An 18,396-nucleotide genomic window follows, 5' to 3' on the forward strand; every position below is an offset into this window, starting at 1 on the left:
GGCGCCTTGAGCATGTTACATTGCCGTCATGACCATAGATGTCGTCGATCTCCGCGAGTTCTATTCCCGTCGCCTCGGGATCGTGGCGCGGCAAATGATCAATCGCGGCATCAGGGAGCGCTGGCCGACCGCCGGGGGTCAGCGCGTGCTCGGCATCGGCTATCCCACGCCCTATCTCGGACTGTTCCGCGAGGACGCGGAGCGCTGCATCGCCTTCATGCCGGCGGCCCAGGGCGTGCTGAAATGGCCGACCGGGCGGCCGGCGCTGGCCTCGCTGGTCGACGAATTCTCGCTGCCGCTTCCCGACGCCGCGGTCGACCGCATCCTGCTGGTCCATGCGTTGGAGATGTCGGACGATCCGGCTGCGCTGTTGCGCGAGGTGTGGCGGGTGCTGTCGCCGTCCGGCCGCGTCATGGCCGTGATACCGAATCGGCGCGGAGTGTGGACCCGTACCGACAGCACGCCGTTCGGCCACGGTCGGCCCTATTCGCGCTCGCAGATCACGGACCTGTTGCGCCAGACCTGGTTCACGCCGACCTCCTGGGGCGAGGCGCTGTTCATGCCGCCCTATGCCGGCGGCTGGGTGCTGAAATCGGCGCAGATGTGGGAACGTGCCGGCGCGGCATTGTCGCTGCCCTTCGCCGGGGTACACATCGTGGAAGCCACCAAGCAGGTCTATCGCGCGATCCCCGCCAAGCGCGAGCGTGCGCGGCTGATTCCCTCACTGGCGAAGCCCGTGCTGGTGCCGTCTTCGACGACGGTGACGCGCCGCTGAAAACAAATCGTCCCGGCGCGAGGCCGGGACGATGCAGTTCACGAAATCAGAAGAAGCTTATTCGCCGGGGGCGACTTCGTCGCTCGTACCGGCAGGAGCGGCCTCGCGCTCGGGGCGCGGACCATTCGGCCGGCGGCGCCGCCGCGGAAAGCGTTCGCCGCCAGCACCGCCTTCGAAGCCGGCCTGGCCGGCATTCGCGCCACCATTCACTTGCGGCTGCGGGCCGGTGATGAAGGAGGGCAGGCGATCGACGCTGCCGGCCTCGGCGGCGACGACGGGCTGCGGCTGATTCTGCGGTTGCGGCTGCGGCTGATATTGCGGCTGCGGACGATGGTCGCGTTCGCGATGCTCGCGCGGCTGCTGGTTGTCGCGCTGATAGGGCGGCGGGTTGTCGCGTTGCTGGTTGTCGCGTTGCTGATAGTCACGCTGCTGGTGATCGCGCTGGCCGTCGCGCGCAAAATTCTGCTGCTGCGGTTGCGGCACGAAGCCCGGCTCCTGGCCGAAGTTCGAGAAATTCTCGCCGTCGTCCTCGCTGTCGTCACTGCTGCTATTGTTGCTGCCTGCGGGCTCGTCACCGCGCGGCTGCTGGTTCTGGCGGAACTGCTCCTGAGCGGTCGCAATCAAGCGGAAATAATGCTCGGCATGCTGATAGTAATTCTCGGCGGCGACCGGATCGCCGGAGGAGGAGCGCGCATCGCGCGCCAGCTGGAGATATTTTTCGGCGATATGCGAGGCGGTGCCGCGGATCTTGATGTCGGGCCCGTTGGATTCGTAGACCCGGGTCATCGGGTTCTGGCCGCGCCGGTTATTATTATTATTGTTGTTGTTGTTGCTATTATTGTTGCGGCTGCGCATCCGCTGCTTGTTCTGACCGTTTCTCATGTCCTGCCTTTAATTCCAGCCCTAAAGGTTGCACGCCTACTGATTGCTGAGAGAGACCTGATGACAGCGGTTCGCATCTCTCGCGCGCACCGCGCGCAAGAACGGCTTGAACCCTGCCGATGTTCGTCGATCGTCGCGTTCAACAAAGACGCGTTCCCCACCGCCAGCATCTATCGCCAGCGAACTCATTCATATCGCCTGCCGAAACAAGCCCAGCTGTGTTGCGTAAGTCTTCAAGCGCAATATCTGGCTTTCGTTCACGTTGCGGTCGGTAAGCAGCGCAGCTCTAATCGCCATCGCGCTCAACAGGACCTGCGGCTTGGAACCTTTATCAGTAAAGCTCTCGCCCGAGAGCCCGGCTTTCACCCGTAGGTCTACGGGAGCCGGCACCGATCTGTTGACCGGAAGGTAGTCGTTCCCAGGGGATATTCCAAGAGGTTTTTTACTGGCCAATCCGGCTTTTATGGGGGCATTTTCGGGCTGAAACCGCCCGGAGAATGCCCCCCAGATCGGCTTTGGGCGGCCTGGCCACCGATAACGCGGCGGCGATCATCAGGGTTTCTATATCCCGGGCCTGGCCCTGGCCTGCCTCGACGATCAGGGCCCCGCCGGGCGCGAGCCGCTCCGTCGCCTGCGGGATCAGGGCGCGGTAGGCGTCATATCCGTCATTGCCGCCATCGAGGGCCAGATGCGGATCGTGCTCGCGCACTTCGATGCTCAGTTTCGGAATTTCCCCCGAGGGAATATAGGGCGGATTCGACACGATGAGGTCGAACGGGCCGCGGAGCGCTGCCGCATAGGAGCAGGCGACGAAGCCGGCGCGGTCGGCAAGGCCAAGAGCCGCGGCATTGCCCCTGGCGGTCTCCAGTGCGGAGAGGCTGAGATCGGTGCCGACGCCGAAGGCATCAGGAATTTCATGCAACAGCGCCAGCAGGATCGCACCGGATCCGGTGCCGATGTCGGCGATGCGCGGAGGATGAGATATTGGCTGCTCGCGCAACAGTTCGAGCGCGCGTTCGACCACGGTCTCGGTATCGGGACGCGGGACCAGGGTTGCCTCCGACAGGCGAAACGGCAGGCCCCAGAATTCCCTGACACCGAGAATGCGCGCCACCGGTTCGCCGGCGATGCGGCGCTGCGCATGCTGCGCGAGCCGCGACGCTTCGGCTTCGGTAAGCAGACGGGCGGCTTGCGCGATCAGGCCGGTGAGATCAAGGCCAAGTGCAGCTTCAAGCAGGATGCGGGCGTCGAGCTCGGCTTCGTCGAGCTGGGCCGATCGCAGTTGCGCAGCCAGCGCGCGCCGCGCGCTCTCGATCGATAGTCCGGTGAAGGGATTTTTCACGCGCCGGTCACGCCGCCGCGCCTTGCGCGGCGAGCTGTGCAGCCTGGTGCTCGGTGGTCAGCGCGTCGGTCAACTCGCCGAGCGCTTCGCCCGCGATCACCTGCGGCAGCTTGTAGAGCGTCAGGTTGATGCGGTGGTCGGTGACGCGCCCTTGCGGAAAATTATAGGTGCGGATGCGCTCGCTGCGATCGCCGGAGCCGACCTTCTCCTTGCGCTCGGCCGAGCGCGCCGCGTCGACGCGCTGCTGTTCGGCGTCGTAGATGCGCGAGCGCAGGATGTTCATGGCCGAGGCGCGATTCTTGTGCTGCGAGCGGCTGTCCTGCATCATCACCACGATGCCGGTCGGGATATGGGTGATGCGGATCGCGGATTCGGTCTTGTTGACGTGCTGGCCGCCGGCGCCCCCCGCGCGCATGGTCTCGATGCGCAAATCGTCGCTCTTGATGTCGATGTCGACCTCCTCGACCTCCGGCATCACGGCAACGGTCGCGGCAGAGGTGTGAATGCGGCCCTGCGTCTCGGTGTCGGGTACGCGCTGCACACGATGCACGCCGGATTCGAATTTGAGCTTCGAGAACGCGCCGCGGCCCTGCACCTCCGCGATGATTTCCTTGTAGCCGCCGACCGTGCCTTCGCTTGCCGAGATCACCTCGACCTTCCAGCCCTGCAAACTCGCAAAGCGCTCATACATCCGGAACAGATCGCCGGCGAACAAGGATGCCTCGTCGCCGCCGGTGCCGGCGCGAATTTCCAGCACGACGTTGCGGTCGTCCATGGCGTCCTTGGGCAACAATGCCAGGCGGATTTTCTGGACCAATTCCTCGATCTTGGGCGCGAGCTCGTCGCGCTCGGCTTCCGCCATGCCGCGCATCTCGGCATCGGTCGCGGGATCGGCGATCAGCGCCTCGGTGTCGGCGAGCTCCTTGACTGCGGACCGATAGGCTTTGACCGCCTCGATCACCGGGTTGATCTCGGCGAGCTCGCGCGTGATCTGCACATAGCGCTCGGAGGCGAGCTGTCCCAGCGATTCGGCTTCGAGCGAAGCGTGATGCGCGAGCAGGATGTCCAGTTTGGTTTCGGGGAGTGACGACATCGGTTTGGTCTCAAAAGGCGGAGGGAAGCGAGGCGGCGAAGGCGGGCGGACAGGCCCGCTACAACGCCAGGCCTTCGGCCTCGGCAAATTCCGTCAGCTTCTGCCGGATCGAGACGCTGCCGGAGGGCGCATCCAGCAAGGGCCCGAGCATCGCTTCGGCCTTCTTCGCGTCGAGATCGATCACCATCGCCTTGACCGGACCGAGCGCGGTCGCCGACAGCGACAGCGAGCGATAGCCCATCGCGATCAGCGCCAGCGCGCCGATCGGCTTGGAAGCCATCTCGCCGCAGAGCGACAGCGACTTCTTCGCAACGTTGGACTTTTGTGCGATCTCGCGCAGCACGCGCAGGATCGGCGCCGACATCGTGTCGAACCGCTCGGACACCTTGGCATTGCCGCGGTCGACCGCGAACAGGAACTGGAATAGATCGTTGGAGCCGACCGAGATGAAGTCGACTTTCTTCAGCAGCTCGTCGAGCTGGTAGAGCAGGGCGGGTACCTCGACCATGGTGCCGATGTCGATTCTTTCAGGCAGTGTGTGGCCGTGCTGGCGCAAGTAAGTCAGCTCGCGCTCGACCAGCGCCTTTGCCGAATCGAATTCGGCGACCTCCGAGATCATCGGGAACATGATGCGCAGTGCGCGGCCGCCGCCAGCGCGCAAGAGCGCACGGATCTGGCCGCGCAGCAGGCCAGGACGATCGAGCCCGAGCCGGATCGCGCGCCAGCCGAGCGCGGGATTTTCCTCGATCACCGCTTCCATGTAAGGAAGCGCTTTGTCGCCGCCGATGTCGAGGGTGCGGAAGGTGACCGGCTTGGGGCCTGCGGCATCCAGCACGGTGCGATAGAGCGCGAGCTGGTCGCTGGTGCGCGGCAGGCTCTGTCCGACCATGAATTGCAGCTCGGTGCGGAACAGGCCGATGCCGGCGCTGCCGGTGTCCTCGATATGCGGCAGGTCGATCGCAAGACCCGCATTGATCATCAGCTCGACCTTCTGGCCGTCCTTGGTGACGCAGGGCCGGTCGCGCAGCGCCAGATACTGCGCCTGGCGCCGGGCGCGGAAGCGCACGCGCTCGGCGAAGGCCGCCTCGATTTCCTGCGACGGGCGGACATAGATCGAGCCCGACGTGCCGTCGACGATGATGGCGTCGCCGGGGTCCGCAATGCCCGTCGCGTTCGGCACTTCGCCGACTGCGGGAATGCCGAGCGCGCGCGCCACGATCGAGACGTGGGAATTGGCGGTGCCTTCCTCCAATATAATGCCGCGCAGTCGCTTGCGGTCGTAGTCGAGCAGCGCCGCCGGGCCCATCGCGCGGGCGATGACGATGGCGTTGTCAGGCAATTGCTCACGCGAGGGCGCGTGATCCTGGCCGACCAGCTGCCGCATCAGGCGATAGCCGAGATCTTCGAGGTCATGCAGCCGGTCGCGCAAATAGGGATCGGTGGAGCGCAGCATGCGCGCCCGGGTGTCGGACTGCACGCGCTCGACGGCGGCCTCCGCCGTCAGGCCGGTGGCGACCGCCTCGTGCAGCTTGTGTGACCAGCCCTGGTCATTGGCGAACATGCGATAGGCTTCCAGCACCTCGCGGTGCTCGCCGCCTTCGGCGACGTCGCCGCGCTCCAGCATGCGGTCGAGATCGGCGCGGAGCTTGGCGAGCGCGGTATCGAGCCGCTTGATTTCCTTCGGCAGGTCCTCGGCGATGTAGTCCTTGATGACCACGCGCGGCTCGTGCAGCACGACGTGGCCGAGCGCGATGCCCTCGGACAGGATCGCGCCGACCTTCTGCATGGCGGTGCGCGCCGCCGGCTCGAGGCCGGGCTGGGCCAGCGCCGACAGCTCACCCGAGGCGATCAGCTCCGCCAGCACCATGGCGGTGGTCTGCAGCGCCTCGAGTTCCTCCTCGACATAGGTGCGCTTGGCACGGTTCTGCACCACCAGCACGCCGAGCGTGTTGCCGGCGCGCAGGACCGGCACGCCAAGGAAGGAGTGATAGATTTCTTCGCCGGTCTCCGGGCGGAACGAGAAGGCCGGATGGCTCTGCGCGTCGTTCAGATTGAGCGGGGTCGCCTCGCTGGCGACGAGGCCGACCAGACCCTCATGGGCGGTCAGCACGGTATGGTGCACCGCCTCGCGGTTGAGGCCTTCGGTGGCGTAGAGCTCGAGCGTGTTGTCGACGCGCAGCACATAGACCGAGCAGACCTCGGCCACCATGTTGGCGGCGATCAGCACCACGATCTTGTCCAGCCGCTCCTGGGCTGAGACCTGCTCCGCCATGGTTTCGCGGAGCCGTCTCAACAAGACGCGGGGACCTCCCGACGCGCTCCGCATGAACCGTCAATCTCCTCCGTCTGCCGGGCCCGGCGGTATCAGCCGGCGGCTGGCCCAAAATTCCAGAAAAACAATCAAATTGTTTGTCCGGCGCAGGCGCAAACCCAAATCTTCTTGAGATTTTGCTCCTGCACCGAATCAGCGGCCTGAACTGGGACACAGTCTGCGGCAGCCCACCCTGTTCGCCGTATAGCGAATTGAGGCTTGTTTTGCCAAGCAAAACGCCTGCCAAACGCGAAGGTGTCTACACCTTCGCGTTTGCTGCGACCGCTAAGAGAAAATTAGTCCAAGCATGGTCCGGAAAAGTGCGAAGCGGTTTTCCGGAAAGACCATGCTCAAACAACAATCTGAAGCGCGACGACGGTCGCGCTTCAGGCCTGATCGAGGCCGTAGAGCGTGTGCAGGGTGCGCACCGCAAGCTCGGTATAGGCCGTGTCGATCAAAACCGAGAATTTGATCTCGGAGGTTGTAATGGCCCGGATGTTGATATTCCGTCCGGCGAGGGCCGAGAACGCCTGGGCGGCGACGCCGGCATGGCTGCGCATGCCGCTGCCGATCACCGAGATTTTGGCGACGTCGGTCGCGGTATCCAGCCGTGCATACCCAATCGTGCCCTTGGCGGCGGTGATCGTGTCCTTGGCGCGGGTGTAGTCGGCGGCCGGCACCGTGAAGGTGAGGTCGGTGGTCTTGCCGTCCTCAGAAACATTCTGAACGATCATGTCGACGTTGATGTTGGCATCGGCCAGCGGGCCGAAGATCGAGGCGGCAACGCCCGGCTTGTCCTCGATCTGGCGCACGGAGATCTGGGCCTCGTCCTTCGAAAAGGCGATACCGGTGACGACGTGGTTTTCCATGATCTCCTCCTCGCCGCAGATCAGCGTGCCGGGCGGCTGGTTGGCATGCGGGTCGATATCCTCGGGCTTGTCGAAGCTCGAGCGGACGAAGATCGGCATGTTGTGGACCATGCCGAGTTCCACCGAACGCACCTGGAGCACTTTGGCGCCCTGGGAGGCCAGTTCCAGCATGTCCTCGAATGCGATCTTGTCGAGCCTCTTGGCCTTTGGCACGATTCGCGGGTCGGTGGTGTAGACGCCATCGACGTCGGTATAGATGTCACAGCGGTCCGCCTTGACGGCCGCCGCGATCGCCACGGCGGAGGTGTCGGAGCCGCCGCGGCCGAGCGTGGTGATGCGATTCGTTTCGGGGTTGATGCCCTGGAAGCCGGCGATGACGGCGACCTCCTTCCGATCCCTGAAGCGGTTGATGATCTCGCTGCCGTCGATATCCATGATCCGGGCCGAGGCATGGGCGTCGCTGGTCTTGATCGGGATCTGCCAGCCCTGCCATGAGCGGGCCTGGATGCCCATGCCCTGAAGCACGATGGCCAGCAGGCCGGACGTCACCTGCTCGCCGGAGGCGACGACGGCGTCGTATTCGCGCGCGTCGTGCATCGGCGAGGCCTCGGTGCACCAGGCCACCAGCTCGTTGGTTTTTCCGGACATCGCCGAGACGACCACGGCCACCTCGTGGCCAGCATCGACCTCACGCTTCACATGGCGTGCGACGTTGCGGATCCGTTCGATATTGGCGACGGATGTGCCGCCGAATTTCATCACGAGGCGGCTCATGACGACGCGTGCATTCCCTCATAAGGATAAGTATGGTGACCCACACTGGACGGGTACCCCGCGGATACCGACCGCGCGTATACCTAGCGGCGGCGCCGGGGGCAAGCGGGTTCCTGCGGGGGGCCAATCCGGGCAATGGGTTAATCGAGGTTATGGCGCGCTATATTGACGAAATCCTGCAGCCCGGAGAGCGGGTTCTGTATTCGACCAATGCGCACTGGATCTTCTATTTTCCGGCCATCGTGGCGTGGGTCGTGGCCCTGGGCCTGTTCGTGGCCTCCCGCCGGTTCGATATCTACAGCGTGGAGATGCTGTGCCTGTTCGGCTCCGGCCTGGCAGCGCTGGCTGCCCTGTTCTGGACGGTGAAGGGCTGGTTCCACCGCCTCACCACCGAGACCGACGTCACCAATTTGCGCGTCGTGCACAAGATCGGCTTCATCAAGCGCCGCACCTTTGAAATGGCGTTGGATAAGGTCGAGAGCGTCGACGTCAACCAGACCATCCTTGGACGTATTCTCAACTATGGCGACGTGACCATCAACGGCGTCGGCGAAGGGCGCGAGACTATCCGCACCATCGCCTCGCCGCTGGCCTTCCGTAGTTCGATCACCACGCGGTAGGACCGCGCGTAACCATGAGCATGCAGCAAAATACTTCCACAACCGCCCAGCCGGGCTCGACCGTCGACGCCGCCGAGATCGCAAAGTTCTCAAAACTCTCGGCCGAGTGGTGGGACCCCAACGGCAAGATGGCGCCGCTGCACCGGATCAACCCGCTGCGGCTCGGCTATATCCGCGACGCCGCCTGCCGCAAATTCGAGCGCAATGCGCGCAGCCTGAACTGCCTCGGGGCCTTGCGCGTGCTCGACATAGGCTGCGGCGCCGGCTTGTTGTGCGAACCGCTGTCGCGGCTGGGCGCCCAGGTGATCGGCGTCGATCCGTCGGTCAGCAACATCGCAGCCGCGAAGCTGCACGCCGACAAGGCGCATCTGTCGATCGACTACCGCTGCACCACGGTGGAAGAGATCGACCCGCGCGAGCGCTTCGACATCGTGCTGGCGATGGAAGTGGTCGAGCACGTCGTCGATGTCGGCGTCTTCCTGAAGCGCTGTGCGTCGATGCTGAAGCCGAACGGCCTGATGGTGGTCTCGACGCTGAACCGGAACTGGAAGAGCTTTGCGCTCGCCATCGTCGGCGCCGAATACGTCCTGCGCTGGCTGCCGCGCGGCACCCACGAATGGAACAAGTTCGTCACCCCCGACGAGTTGACGAAGCACCTGCTCGACAACCGCCTCGTCATCACCGAGCAGACCGGCGTGGTCTACAGCCCCTTCGCCGACAAATGGGCGCTCTCGTCGGATATGGACGTGAACTACATGGTGGTAGCCGAAGGCATGGTGTGAGCGAGGCGCGAGCATCGCTCCTATGACGTGGGCGTGATTGACCTGCTTCGCGGCTGGCTGCAGGTTGGCCACAGTTTCCTCTCCCACCGTCCCCAATTATGCTCACCATCACCAGCCTCTGGATTCCCTTCACTGTCATTGCCGCGTCCGGCCAGGTCGCGCGCAATGCGATGCAGCGGTCGTTGACGAAGCCGCTCGGGACCTGGGGCGCGACCAATATCCGCTTCCTGTTCGGCTTTCCGTTCTCGCTGCTGTTTCTCGGCGTGGTGGTGGTCGCGACCGGCGATCATCTCGGCATGCCGCCGGGCGTGTTCTGGCCGTGGCTGCTGCTCGGTGCACTCAGCCAGATCGTCGCGACCGGCTTGATGCTGCTCGCCATGAACGACCGCTCCTTTGTGGTGACGACGGCGTACCTGAAGACCGAGGCGATCCAGACCGCGATCTTCGGCTTCGTCTTCCTCGGCGATCACCTGAATTGGCTGAAGGTGCTGGCGATCGTGATCGCGACCGTCGGCGTCGTCATCACCGCGCTACGGCCCGGAGGCGAGAAGAGTTTTGCGGAGCTGAAGCCGACCATCACCGGCCTCGTCGCCGCTGCGGCATTCGCCCTGTCGGCGGTCGGCTTCCGCGGCGCCATCATCAACGTGCCTGATGTCTCGTTCGTGACCGCGGCGTCGTTCACGCTGGTGCTCGGTTTGTTCGTGCAGACGCTGATCCTGACGATCTACCTGCTTTGGCGCGCGCCAAAGGTGCTTCAGGCGATTTTGGGATTGTGGAAGCCGTCGCTGCTGGCGGGCTTCATGGGCGCGTTCGCCTCGCAGTTCTGGTTCCTGGCGTTCGCGCTGACCGCGGCCGCCAATGTCCGCACGCTGGCTCTGATCGAGGTGCTGTTCGCGCAAGCCGTGGCCTACTACTCGTTCAAGCAGCCGGTCGCGCCGCGCGAGATTGCAGGCATCGCGCTGATCATCATCGGCGTCGCGGTGCTGGTGGGAGCTTAGTTCCGGTCTTCTGGCAGTGTCGGCAGCGGCGACACCTCGATGCCTTCGTCGATCAGCGACTTTGCCTCGTCGGGCGAGGCCTCGCCATAGATCGGGCGGTGCTCCTTGTCGCCGTAATGCATCGCCCGGGCTTCGTTAGCGAACTTCTCACCGACATTGTCGGCGTTCTTGACGATGTGATCGCGAAGCTCTTTCAGCTTGGTGCGGAGCTCGCGCTCCTGCGCCATCAGGAGTGAGGTCGGTCCGGACGGCGTCACCTCGGGGGCCGGCGCGGCGGCGGGCTCGGGGGGCGGTGCTGCGCGGCCGCGGCCCTTCTTGCCGACGATGCGTGGAGCCATGATCGCCTTGTCGACCTTGGCCGAACCGCAGATCGGACAGGTCACGAGCTTGCGCTTCACCTGCGAATCGTAGGCCGACGAGCTCTGGAACCAGCTCTCGAACTCGTGGTTGCGGTCGCAGTGGAGCGCGTAGCGGATCATGCCGATCCCCGCACGAGGTGCAGATGGTCCGGCCCGGCCTTGGGATCGGCGACGCCAAAGCGGCGGCCGTGCTGAAGCGAGGGAATCGCGCGCCGCGCGGTCTCGACCTTGGCCGGATCGATCTTGGCCATGATGATGCCGGGCTCGACATCGCCCTCGGCGAGGATCTCGCCCCAGGGATCGATGATCAGCGAGTGGCCGAACGTCTCGCGCTTGTTCTCGTGGGTGCCTGCCTGCGCCGCGGCGAAGATGAAGCAGCCGGTCTCGATCGCGCGTGCACGCAGCAGGATGTGCCAATGCGCCTCGCCGGTCTTGCGGGTGAAGGCCGAGGGCACGGTGATGAAATACGCACCGCTTTCAGCCAGCGCGCGATAGAGCGCGGGGAAGCGCACGTCGTAGCAGATCGTTAAGCCCACGCGGCCCCAGGGCAGGTCGGAGATCACGGCGGTCTCGCCCGGCTGGTAGTTGGCGGATTCGCGATAGCTCTCGCCGTCCGGCAGCTCGATGTCGAACATGTGGATCTTGTCGTAGCTCGCGAGCACATTGCCCTCGGGCCCGATCAGGAAGGAGCGGTTGACCGCCTTTTCCTCCGAGAAGCGCAGCGCCAGCGAGCCGACATGGATGTGGATCTTGAGTTCCGCCGCGAGCGCGCGGTAGGCCTTCAGCGAGGCGTCGTCCTCTTCGCTCTGGAGGTGCTCGAACAGGGCCTTGCGGTTCAGCTGCATCATATTGCTGACTTCGGGCGTCTGCACATAGTCGGCGCCGTTCGCCGCCGCCTGCCGGATCAGCCTGGTGGCCTGCGCAAGGCTCGGCTCCGGCATCAGGCCGGTCCGCATCTGAATCATTGCGGCGGTGAAGGTCCTGTCTTGAGCTTGATCCTGGCTCATGACACCGCCTTGACGCTTTCGAGCATGCCGTCGAGCTTGCCTTCGCGGTCGAGCGCGTAGAGGTCGTCGCAGCCGCCGATATGGGTGCCGCCGATCCAGATCTGCGGGAAGGTCGTGCCCTCGCCGGCGCGATCGTACATCTCGTCGCGCCAGGACGCGTTCTGGGCGACGTCGAATTCCGTGAAATTGACCTTCTTGCGGGTCAGCAGCGATTTGGCGGCGGAACAATAGCCGCAGCCGGGCCTGGTGTAGATCTCGACAGCAGCGGTCATGTTGTCTGGCGCTCTCATGTCATGAATTCATTGAATTATATGGGACTTCACCGGCTCTCGACAACCCGGGCGAAGACCAGCACGTCGACCTGGGCCGCTTTGGCGCGGAGCAGGGCCCGCGCACAGGCGTCCAGCGTCGCACCTGAGGTCAGGACGTCGTCAACCAGGACGATCCGCCGGCCCTGGACCTCGGCTTGACGGTCGTTGGATACCTGGAATGCGCCCTGCACATTGGTCGCGCGCTGGGCCCGCGACAGGCCGATCTGCTGCTCGGTGGCGCGGACCCGGCGCAGCACCTCGCCTCGTGCCTTCACCCCGCACTGCCGCTCGATGATTCGCGCCAGCGCGCCGGACTGGTTGTAGCGGCGGCGCCAGGCCCGGCGCCAATGCAGGGGAACGGGAATGAGCATGTCGGCGCCGGTGAGCAGCTCGCCGCCCGCGCGCGCCATCCAGCGGCCCATGGCTGGCGCCAGATCGGTGCGGTCCTGGTATTTCAGCGCATGCACCAGCGTGCGGGCGACATCGTCATAGCGCACGGCCGCGCGCGCCCGCTGGTAAGCCGGCGGGCTCGCGATCGCCTCCATCGACAACATGTCGGGGCCGGGGTCATAAACGAAGGGAATCCCGAGGCGCGGGCAATAGGGCCGTTCGATGAACGACAGTCGCCCCCAGCATGCCGCGCAAACGCCCTCGCCGTCGACCGGCTCGCGGCAGGACACGCACAGCGTCGGCAGCGCGATGTCCAGCGCCAGCCGTGCTGCCCGCGTCAGCACATGGCGGCCAGCCGTCCACGCGGCACGCAGCGGTGCGGCGATGGAGCGGGTGGGGGCAGCGTCGGCTTCCATGGGGGAAAGCTAGCGCCGCACGCCCCGGATTGCCAGAACCGTGGCGATCGGCGTAACCAGCGGCATGGTTGAGACCCCGCAAACCCCGCCTGCCCTGTTCGATCGTGCCTTGCTGCATGCGCGGCAGCGGCGTGCGCAGGCGCAAGGCGAGGTGACATTCCTGCTTGATCGTGTCGCCGAGGACATGTCCGACCGGCTGGCTGCGGTGTTGCGCGAGTTTCACGCGGCCGCCGATCTCTGGACGCCCGGCGAGGGGCTTGCTGGGTTGCGTGCGCGGCTTCCGGCATTACAGCTGACCGCACTCGATCCGGCTGGAGCGGAGACACTTCCGTTCGGACCCGAAAGCTTCGACCTCGTCATCTCGGCGCTGGCGCTGCAGTTCGTCAACGACCTGCCGGGCGTACTGGCGCAGGTCCGTCGTGCGCTAAAGCCGGACGGGCTGCTGCTGGCCGCCATGATTGGCGGCGACAGCCTGACGGAGTTACGCCAGGCCTTTGCCGCGGCGGAGGCCGAGTGCGAGGGCGGCGTGTCGCCGCGCGTGGCACCGTTCGCCGATCTGCGCGACATCGGCGCGCTGTTGCAGCGGGCGGGGTTTGCGCTGCCGGTCACCGACGTCGATCGCGTCGTGGTGCGCTATTCCAATGCGTTCGCGCTGATGCAGGATCTCCGCCGCATGGGCGCAGCCAATGTGATGATCGAGCGGCGCCGCACGCCGAGCCGGCGTGCGACCATGCTGCGCATGGCTGAAATCTATGCCGAGCGCTTTGCCGACGCCGACGGTCGCATCCGCGCGACATTCGACATCATCTGGCTCTCAGGCTGGGCCCCGCATGCGAGCCAGCAGCAGCCGTTAAAGCCGGGTTCGGCGAAAGCGAGCCTGGCCGAAGCGGTGAAGAAGGCGGGGAAGGAGTGACGCGTGTCCCGGACGCGGTGCGGCACGAAGTGACGCTCCGCAGAGCCGGGACCCTGGAGCCGCGATGGCCCCGGCTCTGCAGCGCACCGCAATTGCGCTGCGTCCGGGGCACGCGGCGTCACATCAGCAAATCAATCAAATGCGGGATCAGCGGAATGTCCGCCGGCGGCATCGGGTAGTCGCGCAGCTTGTTGGCGCGAACCCAGGCGAGGTTTTGACCCTCGCGCGGCGCGGGCTGTCCTTCCCAGCGCCGGCAAATATAGAGCGGCATCAACAGGTGGAAGGTCTCGTAGCCGTAGCTGGCGAAGGTCAGCGGGGCCAGGCACGGCTCGGCGACGGTAATGCCGAGCTCCTCGTGGAGCTCGCGGATCAGGCTCTGCTCCGGCCGCTCGCCGGGTTCACACTTGCCGCCGGGAAATTCCCAGAGGCCGGCCAGCGCCTTGCCCTCGGGGCGCTGCGCGATCAGGACGCGGTTGTCGGCGTCGACCAGCGCGCAGGCCACCACCAGTATCAGTTTGAGATCGGCCATAAGTGATGTCGCTCGCTGAAGATCGACCGCAACGCTTTGTTAACCTCGTCACGGCCCGCGTTTCTACGGTCTCCATAAGTCATATTTAATCGACCGTTCCTAGAGTGGAGCCACATAACCACTCCGGGCCCAACCCATGCGCGCTGCGTTTCGTATCTTCTCGCGCCGATTTGCCCGCGACCAGCGCGGCAATGTTGCGGTGATCTTCGCCCTCTGCTGCGTTCCCCTGATCACGTTCGTCGGCTGTGCGGTCGATTACTCCCGCGCGACGCAGGTCCGGTCGAAGCTCCAGGCCGCCGCCGACGCGGCCAGCGTCGGCGCGATCGCCAAGGCCTCGCCGGGATTTATCGCGGCGGGCTCGATGACGTCGGACGGTACGATCGCGGTCGGCGTCACCGATGCCCAGAACATCTTCAACGCCAATCGCGCCAACCTGACCGGCTACACGCTCAACAGCGTCACCCCGACCGTCGTCAAGAGCGGCTCGACCATCAACTCGACCGTCTCGTTCACTGCCACCATCAACACCATGTTCCTCGGCCTGATCGGCAAGAGCGCGCTGAGCATGAGCGGGACGTCGACGTCAACGGCCAACATGCCGCTCTATGTCGACTTCTATCTCCTCCTGGACAACTCGCCGTCGATGGGAGTCGCAGCGACGCCGACCGACATCACGAATTTGCAGGCTAAGACGGGTGGATGCGCATTCGCGTGTCACGATACCTCCATGAAGGCCGGCACAAGCAACTACGACATTGCCAAAGCAAATAACATCACGACCCGAATCGACGTGGTGCGCCAGGCGAGCGCTAACTTGATGGACACAGCCCAGAACGCGCAAACCTACACAAACCAGTTCAGAATGGCGATCTACGATTTCGGCGCTGCGTCAGCATCGATCGGATTGAGAAATCTGTTCTCGCTCTCGTCAAGCCTGACGTCCGCCAAGACTGCGGCGGGAAACATCGACCTGATGGCGGTCGCCGGTCAGAATGACGCGTTTACTGCCGATAAAGATACGCCCTTCACGACTATTTTTCCTGCGATCAATAGCGCAATCGCCTCGCCGGGCGCCGGCACATCTTCCGCCCCGCTGAAGTATCTGTTTTTTGTATCGGACGGCGTTGCCGATGAAAGCAATGCCTCTTGCCTGAAGACGATGTACAACAAGAATTGGGGAAACATAGCGCCGCGCTGTCAGTCCCCTATCAATCCCACACTGTGCACGACGATCAAGAATCGCGGTATCAAGATCGCGGTGCTGTACACGACGTATCAGCCCCCTACTGACAACTGGTACAACGACTGGATCGCGCCCTTCAACGCCGGGACGTGGGGGCCGTCTCCGAACAGCGAGATTGCGCAGAACATGCAGAGCTGCGCTTCGCCGGGATTTTATTTCGAGGTCAGCCCGACGCAAGGCATCTCGGACGCGATGAACGCGCTGTTCAAGAAAGCGGTCGCCGACGCGCGGATCGCGGGGTGACGAGAATCTAATCTCTATCACCGTCACCCTGAGGTGGCCGCTTCTTAGCGGCCCTCGAAGGGCGACGCAGCGACAATAGCTTCGCCATTGCGCGGGGATGACGGGGAAAGGGTAGCAGACGCTACGACCTGTAATCCCCGTTGATCGCCACATATTCCTTCGTCAGGTCGCAGGTCAGCACGCGGTCGCGGCCCTTGCCGAGGCCGAGCGAGACCTTGATCGCGATCTCCGGCGCCTTCATGGCTTCGGACACCTGCGCTTCGTCATAGGACGGATCGCGCGCGCCGCTCTTGGCGACGCGGATGCCGTTGAAGGAGATCGAGAGCTTGTCGCGATCGGCAGGCTCGCCGGCCTTGCCGACCGCCATCACCACGCGGCCCCAATTGGCGTCTTCGCCCGCGATCGCGGTCTTCACCAGCGGCGAGTTCGCAATCGACATCGCGATCTTCCGCGCGGAGGCCTTGGTCTTGGCGCCCTCGACGGTGATCTCGACCAGCTTGCGCGCGCCTTCGCCGTCGCGGGCGACTTGTTCCGAAAGGTTGGCAAGCACCTGGTTGAAGGCTTTGACGAAGGCCTTCAGCCTGGGATCGCTGGCACGGCTGATCTTTGGCGCGCCGTGTTCGGCGGCAGCGCCCGTCGCGAAGGCCAGCAGCGTGTCCGACGTCGAGGTGTCGCCATCGATGGTGACGGCATTGAACGTGTCTTCGACACCGGCCTTGAGCAGCGCCTGCAGCGCGGCAGGCGCGATCGGTGCGTCCGTGAAGATAAAGGACAGCATCGTCGCCATGTCGGGCGCGATCATGCCGGCGCCCTTGGCCATGCCGTTGATGGTGACCTTGGCCTTGCCGAGCTTGACGGTCGCGGTCGCGACCTTCGGGAAGGTGTCGGTGGTCATGATCGCCTTGGCAGCAGTGAGATAATCGCCGGGCTCGGAACCCTCGGCGAGACGGCCCAGCACGCCGTCGAACTTTGTTGCATCCAGCGGCTCGCCGATCACGCCGGTCGAGGCCAGGAAGATCTCGCTCTCGCTGCAGCCGACCGCCTTGGCCGCGATCTTGGCGGTCAGCGCGGTGGAGCTGCGGCCGGTTTTGCCGGTGAAGGCGTTGGCATTGCCGGAATTGACCACCAGCGCGCGCGCCTTGCCGCCCTTCAGCTTGGCACGGCACCATTCCACAGGCGCGGACGGGCACTTTGACTTGGTGAAGACGCCTGCGACCGCGGTGCCCTTGTCCATCACCGCGAGCAGCACGTCGGTGCGGTTCTTGTAGCGGATGCCGGCCTCTGCCGTCGCGAGACGGACGCCCGCGATCACGGGCATGTCGGGAACGCTTTTCGGGGCGAGGGGAGAGACGGATGAGGACATCGCGGGGCGCCTTGGTGGGGTCTGGATATGCAGATGGCCGGGCGATGCCCGGCCATTGCGATGCTTAGATACTCTTGGCGTCACCGAAGTGACAGCAAATTGTTACTTCTTGGCGGGGGGCGCCATCTTGCTGTCAGAGGGCTTGGCGTCGGTCTTGGCCGCGTCTGCCGGCTTGGCGTCCGCCGCCGGCTGGTCCATCCGCTCGACCTTGGCTTCCGCGCGCAGCTTGGCGACATAGTCGGCCTGGGCCTTGCGGGTCACATACTGCTCGATCTGGGCCTTGACCTGCTCGAAGTCGGGCGCCTTGCGGCTGCGCTTTTCCTCGACCTTGATGATGTGCCAGCCGAACTGCGACTTTACGGGGTCGGAGATCTTGCCCGGCTCCAGCGCGAAGGCCACGGCCGAGAATTCCGGCACCATCTGCTCCTTGGTGAAGAAGCCGAGGTCGCCGCCGTCGGCGGAGCCCGGATCCTTGGACTTCTTCTTGGCGAGCTCGGCGAAATCGGCGCCCTTGTCGAGCTCGGCCTTCACCGCCTTGGCCTCGTCCTCGGTCTCGACCAGGATGTGGCGGGCGCGCACTTCCTGCTCGCCGGTGATCTGCTTGGAGGCCTCCTCATAGACCTTCTTCATGGCGTCCGGGGTGGTCGCGGCCTTGCCTTCCTGGGCCAGCAAATTGTCCATCAACAGGCGGTTGCGGGCGAACGCCATGCGCTTCTTGAATTCCTCGCCGTCCGCGATCTTCTTGTCTTCGGCGGCCTTGCCGACGATTTTCATGTCGATCAGGAACGACAGGACGTTCTCGTCCTTGGTCGCGGGGTCCATCTGGGCGAGGCTCGGTCCGAGTTCCTCCGCCGCCATGGCGACGTCGCTCTTCTTGATTTCAGCGCCATTCACCTTTGCCAGGACCGGATCATCGGCAGCCCGGCCGGGACCCGCGATCAGCGCCAGCGCAAGGCAGCCCACGAGGGCGGTGGCGAGGCCGAAGCGCAGGCCGGTTTTGGTTACCGGGAACGAGGTGGTCATGGAAAATCCTTTTGTTGAAGCAGGGGGCTGCTCGAAGCGGGCGGACACTCGCCCAATTCAGGGGGCCTTGGCAACGCGAAAAGTCTGTCAAAATGATGAATTAGCCGCAATGCCGCCGCCGTTGACAAGGCCCTGACCGGGCCATATCTCTGC

General features: G+C 64.7%; 19 protein-coding genes. 7 read left to right on the plus strand and 12 right to left on the minus strand.

What is annotated here, in order from left to right:
• Positions 1 to 28: 28 nt before the first annotated feature.
• Positions 29 to 775, plus strand: coding sequence for a methyltransferase domain-containing protein (locus BMW89_RS27260; RefSeq protein WP_092030794.1), 747 nt, complete (start codon positions 29 to 31; stop codon positions 773 to 775).
• A 57-nt stretch (positions 776 to 832) separates the two neighbouring features.
• Here the strand turns inward: BMW89_RS27260 and BMW89_RS27265 are convergent, their stop codons facing one another.
• A complete protein-coding gene (locus BMW89_RS27265; RefSeq protein WP_092030796.1) occupies positions 833 to 1,657 on the minus strand; it encodes a DUF4167 domain-containing protein in 825 nt (274 codons plus the stop codon).
• A gap of 60 nt (positions 1,658 to 1,717) precedes the next feature.
• Between BMW89_RS27265 and BMW89_RS37500 the strand changes: the two genes are divergently transcribed.
• Positions 1,718 to 2,029 carry a hypothetical protein gene (locus tag BMW89_RS37500; protein ID WP_143062836.1) on the plus strand — a complete coding sequence of 104 codons (312 nt, stop codon included), beginning with the start codon at positions 1,718 to 1,720 and terminating at the stop codon, positions 2,027 to 2,029.
• Positions 2,030 to 2,099: 70 nt separating this feature from the next.
• Here BMW89_RS37500 and prmC read toward each other — a convergent pair whose 3' ends face one another.
• From prmC to BMW89_RS27285, 4 genes are all read right to left on the minus strand, one after another.
• Positions 2,100 to 2,999 (minus strand): peptide chain release factor N(5)-glutamine methyltransferase, encoded by a 900-nt coding sequence (prmC, locus tag BMW89_RS27270; RefSeq protein ID WP_092030800.1) that lies wholly within the window; start codon positions 2,997 to 2,999, stop codon positions 2,100 to 2,102.
• Positions 3,000 to 3,006: 7 nt separating this feature from the next.
• Entirely contained in the window at positions 3,007 to 4,092 is a 1,086-nt protein-coding gene (gene prfA, locus BMW89_RS27275) for a peptide chain release factor 1 (protein WP_092030803.1), read from the minus strand.
• A gap of 58 nt (positions 4,093 to 4,150) precedes the next feature.
• Positions 4,151 to 6,418, minus strand: coding sequence for a phosphoenolpyruvate--protein phosphotransferase (gene ptsP / locus BMW89_RS27280; protein WP_092030806.1), 2,268 nt, complete (start codon positions 6,416 to 6,418; stop codon positions 4,151 to 4,153).
• A gap of 371 nt (positions 6,419 to 6,789) precedes the next feature.
• Positions 6,790 to 8,046: an aspartate kinase gene (locus BMW89_RS27285; protein ID WP_092030808.1), complete on the minus strand. Its 1,257-nt coding sequence runs from the start codon at positions 8,044 to 8,046 to the stop codon at positions 6,790 to 6,792.
• A gap of 152 nt (positions 8,047 to 8,198) precedes the next feature.
• Here BMW89_RS27285 and BMW89_RS27290 point away from each other — a divergent pair, with 152 nt between their 5' ends.
• From BMW89_RS27290 to BMW89_RS27300, 3 genes are all read left to right on the plus strand, one after another.
• A complete protein-coding gene (locus BMW89_RS27290; RefSeq protein WP_092030810.1) occupies positions 8,199 to 8,666 on the plus strand; it encodes a PH domain-containing protein in 468 nt (155 codons plus the stop codon).
• A 14-nt stretch (positions 8,667 to 8,680) separates the two neighbouring features.
• Positions 8,681 to 9,448, plus strand: coding sequence for a bifunctional 2-polyprenyl-6-hydroxyphenol methylase/3-demethylubiquinol 3-O-methyltransferase UbiG (gene ubiG / locus BMW89_RS27295; RefSeq protein ID WP_177196346.1), 768 nt, complete (start codon positions 8,681 to 8,683; stop codon positions 9,446 to 9,448).
• 98 nt (positions 9,449 to 9,546) lie between these two features.
• The gene (locus tag BMW89_RS27300; protein ID WP_092030813.1) at positions 9,547 to 10,446 is read left to right on the plus strand and encodes an EamA family transporter; all 900 of its coding nucleotides are present in this window, start codon (positions 9,547 to 9,549) and stop codon (positions 10,444 to 10,446) included.
• Here the strand turns inward: BMW89_RS27300 and BMW89_RS27305 are convergent.
• The 4 genes from BMW89_RS27305 to BMW89_RS27320 are packed head-to-tail and all read right to left on the minus strand — an operon-like array spanning position 10,443 to position 12,929.
• Positions 10,443 to 10,925: a DUF1178 family protein gene (locus tag BMW89_RS27305; protein WP_092030816.1), complete on the minus strand. Its 483-nt coding sequence runs from the start codon at positions 10,923 to 10,925 to the stop codon at positions 10,443 to 10,445. The genes BMW89_RS27300 and BMW89_RS27305 overlap by 4 nt on opposite strands.
• Positions 10,922 to 11,812, minus strand: a complete 891-nt coding sequence (locus BMW89_RS27310) for a carbon-nitrogen hydrolase family protein (RefSeq protein WP_092030819.1) — start codon at positions 11,810 to 11,812, stop codon at positions 10,922 to 10,924. Before BMW89_RS27310 ends, BMW89_RS27305 begins: the two co-directional genes overlap by 4 nt.
• A complete protein-coding gene (gene grxC, locus BMW89_RS27315) occupies positions 11,809 to 12,084 on the minus strand; it encodes a glutaredoxin 3 (RefSeq protein ID WP_092030821.1) in 276 nt (91 codons plus the stop codon). Before grxC ends, BMW89_RS27310 begins: the two co-directional genes overlap by 4 nt.
• A 47-nt stretch (positions 12,085 to 12,131) precedes the next feature.
• The gene (locus tag BMW89_RS27320; RefSeq protein WP_092030824.1) at positions 12,132 to 12,929 is read right to left on the minus strand and encodes a ComF family protein; all 798 of its coding nucleotides are present in this window, start codon (positions 12,927 to 12,929) and stop codon (positions 12,132 to 12,134) included.
• A gap of 64 nt (positions 12,930 to 12,993) precedes the next feature.
• Here BMW89_RS27320 and BMW89_RS27325 point away from each other — a divergent pair, with 64 nt between their 5' ends.
• The gene (locus BMW89_RS27325; protein ID WP_092030826.1) at positions 12,994 to 13,842 is read left to right on the plus strand and encodes a methyltransferase domain-containing protein; all 849 of its coding nucleotides are present in this window, start codon (positions 12,994 to 12,996) and stop codon (positions 13,840 to 13,842) included.
• A gap of 118 nt (positions 13,843 to 13,960) precedes the next feature.
• Here BMW89_RS27325 and mutT read toward each other — a convergent pair whose 3' ends face one another.
• Positions 13,961 to 14,371, minus strand: a complete 411-nt coding sequence (mutT, locus tag BMW89_RS27330; protein WP_092030828.1) for an 8-oxo-dGTP diphosphatase MutT — start codon at positions 14,369 to 14,371, stop codon at positions 13,961 to 13,963.
• Between the two features lie 136 nt (positions 14,372 to 14,507).
• Between mutT and BMW89_RS27335 the strand changes: the two genes are divergently transcribed.
• Positions 14,508 to 15,857 carry a TadE/TadG family type IV pilus assembly protein gene (locus tag BMW89_RS27335; RefSeq protein ID WP_092030830.1) on the plus strand — a complete coding sequence of 450 codons (1,350 nt, stop codon included), beginning with the start codon at positions 14,508 to 14,510 and terminating at the stop codon, positions 15,855 to 15,857.
• Between the two features lie 121 nt (positions 15,858 to 15,978).
• On the opposite strand, the gene argJ is transcribed toward BMW89_RS27335, so the two are convergent.
• Both argJ and BMW89_RS27345 read right to left on the minus strand, forming a co-directional pair.
• Positions 15,979 to 17,220, minus strand: coding sequence for a bifunctional glutamate N-acetyltransferase/amino-acid acetyltransferase ArgJ (gene argJ / locus BMW89_RS27340; protein ID WP_092030833.1), 1,242 nt, complete (start codon positions 17,218 to 17,220; stop codon positions 15,979 to 15,981).
• Positions 17,221 to 17,322: 102 nt separating this feature from the next.
• Entirely contained in the window at positions 17,323 to 18,243 is a 921-nt protein-coding gene (locus BMW89_RS27345; protein ID WP_177196347.1) for a peptidylprolyl isomerase, read from the minus strand.
• Between the last annotated feature and the right edge of the window lie 153 nt (positions 18,244 to 18,396).

This window comes from Bradyrhizobium sp. OK095 (genome assembly GCF_900109945.1).
Lineage (GTDB): Bacteria > Pseudomonadota > Alphaproteobacteria > Rhizobiales > Xanthobacteraceae > Bradyrhizobium.